This is a genomic window from Phenylobacterium sp., from assembly GCF_036821595.1.
Taxonomy (GTDB): domain Bacteria; phylum Pseudomonadota; class Alphaproteobacteria; order Caulobacterales; family Caulobacteraceae; genus Phenylobacterium.
In genome coordinates, this window is record NZ_DAISJG010000133.1 from 1 (window position 1) to 3968 (window position 3968).

Genomic DNA, 3968 nt, shown 5'->3' on the forward strand with positions numbered 1-3968 from the left:
TGCGCGCCTGGGCCGAGGACCAGGCGGTGGGCGAGGACATCGTCATGCTGGCCGATGGCGGCGGCGACTTCACCCGCGCGCTGGGCCTCGACTTCGACGCATCGAAGTTCGGCATGGGCACGCGCTCGCAGCGCTATTCGATGATCGTCGACGACGGGGTGGTGAAGGAGCTCAACGTCGAGGAGCCCGGCGAATTCAAGGTCTCGTCGGCCGACTACCTGCTGGCGCAGCTGTAGCGACTGCGCGGAAAGGGCCGGCTCAGGAACCTCGAGCCGGCCTCTCCGAACCGCCAGGGCACGTCGGCGGCCTTGGTGATGCCGATCCTCGGGCCAGCGACGAGGGCCGCGGCGGGCCCTGGGCGGAGCTCGAAGGGCGCGTGGCCTAGCGGCAGGCCGTCGTGGGCGCGGGTGATCGCCAGCGCCTGGCAGAGCTTGCCCGGCCCGGAGCAGAAGGCCCGCGGCTCCGCCAGGCCCCGCCGCTCGCGCATGACCTCGAGGCCGTGCGTCGGCTCCAGGGCGCGGATCAGGACGGCGCTCCCCGGGGTCTCGCCGCAGACGAAGTTCAGGCACCAGTGGATGCCATAGGAGCGGTAGACGTAGGCGTGGCCCACCGGCCCGAACATCACCGCGTTGCGCGGGGTGGGACCGGTGAAGCTGTGCGAGGCGGGATCCTCGTGGTGGTAGGCCTCGGTCTCGACGATTCGGCCGCCGACGCCCTCCACCAGCAGCTCCCAGCCGACGAGCGCCTGCGCGACCTGCGCGGGATGCATCCGCCACAGGTCCCCCGGGGTCGCCCCGTCTTGACGCGGAGAAGCTCGAAGAGGCGGAATGTCGGCAGAAGAAGAAACCATCAGGGAGGATGTGGCATGCCGTATGTCGAGGGCCAAACCATCCATGACGCGGACAGTCACGTCATGGAGCTGCCGGGGACGGTGAACCGGTACCTGGACCCGAAGTTCCGCTCAGCCTTCGTGGAGAAGACCGGCCGCAAGGACGTCCTGCCCGAGTGGTTCGCCAACGCCGCGGCCAGGCACGAGGATCCGGAGTTCCGGGCCGGCGCCGAGGCCAACATCCTCTTGCGCAAGAACTACGAGGCCCTGGGCGCCTTCCGGGCGGACGACCGGCCGAAGACGCTCGACCACCTCGGGTTCGCGAGCCAGCTCGTCTTCACCACCGCCTGCCTGTCCAACTTCGGCCTGGAGCAGATGGGCGAGGTCGAGCTCGCCCTCGAGGCCGCCCGCGCCCACAACCGGATGATGACCGAGTTCTGCTCGGTGGACCGCCGGCTGCTGGCCACCGGCTATGTCCCGCTGATCGACCGGGCGCGTGCGCCGGAGATCGCCCGCGAGGCCATCGCCCTGGGCGCCAAGGCGCTCGTCATCCCGTCGCGCCATCCGCCGGGCTTCTCGCCCAGCCACCTGGAGCTGGACCCCCTCTGGGCGCTGGCGCAGGAGGCCGGCCTGCCGATCCTCTTCCACGTCGGCGGCGAGGAGAAGATGCACCGGGACTACCTGGAGAACGGCCTTCCTTACGTGAAGGACTTCCACGGCGGCGACGAGAACTTCACGTCGCTGACCTTCATGGCGATCCCGCTCTCGGTCTGGCAGACCCTCTCGGCCCTGGTGATCGACGGGGTGTTCGACCGCTTCCCGCGGCTGAAGTGGGGCGCGATCGAGCTCGGCGCGTCCTGGCTGCCCAGCCTGATGAAGTTCCTGGACTCAGGCGTCGCGGCCTTCGGGCGCGAGGAACGGCTGCAGAAGCTGTCCGCCAGGCCCTCGGAGATCCTGCGCCGGCAGCTCCGCGTCACGCCCTATCCGCACGAGGACGTGGCCTGGATCATGGCGAACTCCGGCGAGGAGATGATCCTGTTCTCCTCCGACTTCCCGCACGTGGAGGGCGGGCGCAATCCGCTGAAACGGTTCAACGACAGCCTGGCGGGCGTCAGCGACGGGGCGAAGCGCGCCTTCTACCGCGACAACTTCATCGACCTGATGGGCCAGGGTCTCGATCCGGCGCTGCACGACCTGCCGGAGCTGGCGGCGGCCTGATTGGGCTTCGCCCTCGAGCACGTCTGGATCGTCGCGCCCGACCGGGACATGGCGCTGAGCCGGCTGGCGGCGGCCACGGGGCTGCCGGTCCAGGCCGGCTGGTCGCCGGGCGGGCGCGTGCGCTCGCGCGGCGTCCGGTTCGCCAACGGGCCGTTCCTGGACGTGCACGGGCCGGAGTCCGGCGAGGGAGCGCTGGTGCTGCTGCGCGGGCGCATCGCCGAGGCCGAAACGCTGGCGGCCGCGCGGGGCTGGGCGGCGAAGACGCTGCGGCGGCAGTTGGCGTCGGCGGAAGCGCGGCCGCCGTGGTCGATGCTGATGTTCCGCCGCGGGCAGGGGGCGCTCTCGCAGGTGGCGGTGATCGAGTACGAGGTCGATCCGCGCGGCTACGCCGTCGCCGAGTACGCCGGCCCGCTGTTCTGGCTGGACTCGGCGCCTGCGGCGGGACCCAGGCTGGCGCGGGTGAGGGTGGGCGGCCCAGGCGGGACGCTCGCGGCGCTGGACTGTCCCGGACTGTCCGCCGGGGGCGACGAAGGCTCGGTGCGCATCGAGGTGACGGGCGCTGACGCCGCATCCCTGCGGATCGGACCCGTGGAGGTCGCCTTCGACGGCTAGCCGGCCACGGCCTCGTCGTCGATCCGGCCCTCGTCGGCGGCGGTGAGGGCGCGCAGGACGACCTCCAGCAGCTCCTCCACCTGGATCGGCTTGGAGGCGTGCTCGGTGAAGCCGAGCTCGAGGTAGCGCTGCCGGCCGCCGGAGGTGACGTCCGCGGTGAGCGCCACGACCGGGGCGTGGCGGTTCGGGCCGGGGGCGGAGCGCAGGCGCTGCAGGGCCTCCACGCCGGTCATGCCGGGCATCTGGATGTCCATCAGCACCAGGTCGAAGGCCTGGACGGCCAGCCGCTCGAGGGCCGCGGCGCCGCTGCCGGCGCGGACCACGGTGTGGCCGAAGCTGCCCAGGAGCTGCTCCAGCACCTGCAGGTTCACTGCATTGTCGTCCACGGCGAGGAAGGTCAGGGCGTCGGCGGGGGGCGGTTCGTCCATGACCGTTCCGGCCGGGAGGCGGGGACCGGAAACCACCTCCACCGGTATCTCGACGTGGAAGGTGGAGCCCTGGCCCAGCTCGCTCTCCACCCAGATGCGCCCGCCCATCAGGTCGGTGAGCTGCCTGGCGATGGCGAGGCCGAGGCCGGTGCCGCCGAACCGCCGCGCCTCGGAGCCGTCGGCCTGGGTGAAGCGGTCGAACAGGGCCTCGAAATGCTCCGCCGGGATGCCGGGGCCGGTGTCGCGCACCGACAGCCGCAGCCAGACCGCGCGGGGGCCGTAGGGACGGGCCTCCACCAGCACGTCGACGGCGCCCTTCTCGGTGAACTTCAGCGCATTGCCCATCAGGTTGAACAGCACCTGCCGAAGGCGCAGCGCGTCGATGAGCACGAACTCCGGCAGATCCTCCTGCGCCTGCAGGCCGAGCCGCACGCCCTTCTCCTGGGCCCGGCCGCCCCAGAAGCCCACGAGGCGGTCGAGGAACAGCTGCAGGTCCTCAGGCCCGCGCACGATCTCCAGCTTGCCGGCGTCGATCTTGGAGATGTCGAGGACATCGTTGAGGATGCCCATCAGGTACTTGCCGCTGTCGATCAGGGTGTCGATGCGCTGGGCCTGCCTGGGATCGCACTCGTCGCGCTTGAGGAGCTGGGCCATGCCGAGCACGCCGTTCATCGGCGTGCGGATTTCGTGGCTCATGGTGGCCAGGAAGTTGGACTTGGCGCGGTGGGCGCGGCGGGCCTCGTCGCGGGCCGCGGCGAGGTCGGTCATCATGGCGACGTTGGTGGTGAAGGCCGCATGCCAGGTCTGGGTGGCGTAGCACATGCCCCGGGAGATCAGGTTCAGGATCAGGGTCATGCTGGCCAGGCTGAGCATGGCCGTGA

General features: G+C 71.1%; 5 protein-coding genes. 3 read left to right on the top strand and 2 right to left on the bottom strand.

Translation table 11 applies throughout. The features are described 5' to 3' along the window. Positions 1-236: redoxin family protein (locus tag V7Z97_RS19630; RefSeq protein WP_334165191.1), on the top strand; the 236-nt coding region annotated here is incomplete at its 5' end. On the opposite strand, the gene V7Z97_RS19635 is transcribed toward V7Z97_RS19630, so the two are convergent. After that, positions 215-769, bottom strand: a complete 555-nt coding sequence (locus V7Z97_RS19635) for a DNA-3-methyladenine glycosylase (RefSeq protein WP_334165192.1) — start codon at positions 767-769, stop codon at positions 215-217. The two genes, V7Z97_RS19630 and V7Z97_RS19635, sit on opposite strands and share 22 nt — an antisense overlap. Positions 770-865: 96 nt before the next feature. Here V7Z97_RS19635 and V7Z97_RS19640 point away from each other — a divergent pair, with 96 nt between their 5' ends. Both V7Z97_RS19640 and V7Z97_RS19645 read left to right on the top strand, forming a co-directional pair. Next, positions 866-2047: an amidohydrolase family protein gene (locus tag V7Z97_RS19640; protein WP_334165194.1), complete on the top strand. Its 1182-nt coding sequence runs from the start codon at positions 866-868 to the stop codon at positions 2045-2047. Beyond that, positions 2048-2659: a hypothetical protein gene (locus V7Z97_RS19645; RefSeq protein ID WP_334165196.1), complete on the top strand. Its 612-nt coding sequence runs from the start codon at positions 2048-2050 to the stop codon at positions 2657-2659. Here V7Z97_RS19645 and V7Z97_RS19650 read toward each other — a convergent pair. Further along, positions 2656-3968, bottom strand: a 1313-nt coding sequence (locus V7Z97_RS19650) for an ATP-binding protein (protein ID WP_334165199.1), incomplete at its 5' end; no start/stop codon positions are given. The two genes, V7Z97_RS19645 and V7Z97_RS19650, sit on opposite strands and share 4 nt — an antisense overlap.